Annotated in this window: 2 protein-coding genes; both read left to right on the forward strand. The window is 63.3% G+C overall.

The features are described 5' to 3' along the window. Positions 1–541, forward strand: a 541-nt coding sequence (locus AHiyo1_RS22135) for a DUF3097 family protein (RefSeq protein ID WP_113990744.1), incomplete at its 5' end; no start/stop codon positions are given. Between the two features lie 103 nt (positions 542–644). After that, positions 645–1,058, forward strand: coding sequence for a DUF4870 domain-containing protein (locus AHiyo1_RS22140; protein ID WP_059390016.1), 414 nt, complete (start codon positions 645–647; stop codon positions 1,056–1,058). Positions 1,059–1,099 lie beyond the last annotated feature (41 nt).

The raw sequence follows: 1,099 nt of genomic DNA on the forward strand, positions 1-1,099 counted from the left end.
CGCCGGCCAGCGGGCCCAAGTCGCCAAGGCGAGCCGGATATGGGTGGAAGGTAAGCACGACGCCGAACTTGTGGAAAAGGTGTGGGGAGATGATCTCCGGGTGGAGGGTATCGTCGTCGAGCCGTTGCATGGCGTGGACGATCTCAAGGCGGCAATAGCCGCATTCTCCCCTGGCCCGGGCCGCCGTCTCGGGATCCTTGTGGACCACTTGGTCCCGGATTCGAAGGAGTCGCGGATTGCGGCCGACGCCATGACGCTGCCGGGCGCTGCAGGAAACGTCTTGATCGTGGGACACCCCTACGTGGACGTCTGGCAGGCAATCCGGCCCAAGGTGTTGGGGATCGAGCAATGGCCGACCATCGCGCGGGGCACGGATTGGAAGACCGGGATACTGAAGGCGTTCGGCTGGCCGCATGAAACGGCCGAGGACATCGGACTGGGTTGGCAGAAGCTGCTGGGCGCCGTCCACAGCTACGCCGATTTGGAGGCGTCTCTGCTGGGTCGCGTGGAGGAAGTGATCGATTTCCTGACCGTTCCGTGATGAATTACCTGCGTAGGGGACAGCAGTTGGTCGGCTGACCGCGTGCCAAGCAAGTATTCTGGGACAGCAACACTGCACCGATAGACACTCGAAGGAAGAAACTGTGGCAGACAACGCTCCTGACGATCGGGACGGCACCTCGGGCCAGTCCCAGTACCACGGCGTTCCTGCCAACGCGCTGCCCTTGACCGCCTCGGAAGACCGGCAGTGGGCAACCCTGGCGCACTTTGGAGGAATCCTCGGCTGCGTGCCTTCGCTCCTGATCTACCTGATCTTCCGCGAGCGTGGCCCGTTCACGGCCCAGGAATCCAAGGAAGCGCTCAACTTCACTTTGCCTCCGACGATTGCCGCAGTGCTCGCAAACATCCTGGTCCTGCTCCCGGTGGTGGGAAACCTGTTCGCGGTTTTGGCCACGGCGATTTGGGTCGCAGTGACCTGCTTCTCGGTGTCGGCCGGAATCCGCGTCAACCACGGTCAGCCGCACCGCTACCGCTTCAACCTGCGCTGGATCAAGTAGCCGGTCCTCGCGGCGGATGCTATGTAGCCCCCCCGCTCCGG

Origin of the sequence: Arthrobacter sp. Hiyo1 (genome assembly GCF_001263615.2) — a bacterium.
Classification (GTDB): domain Bacteria; phylum Actinomycetota; class Actinomycetes; order Actinomycetales; family Micrococcaceae; genus Arthrobacter.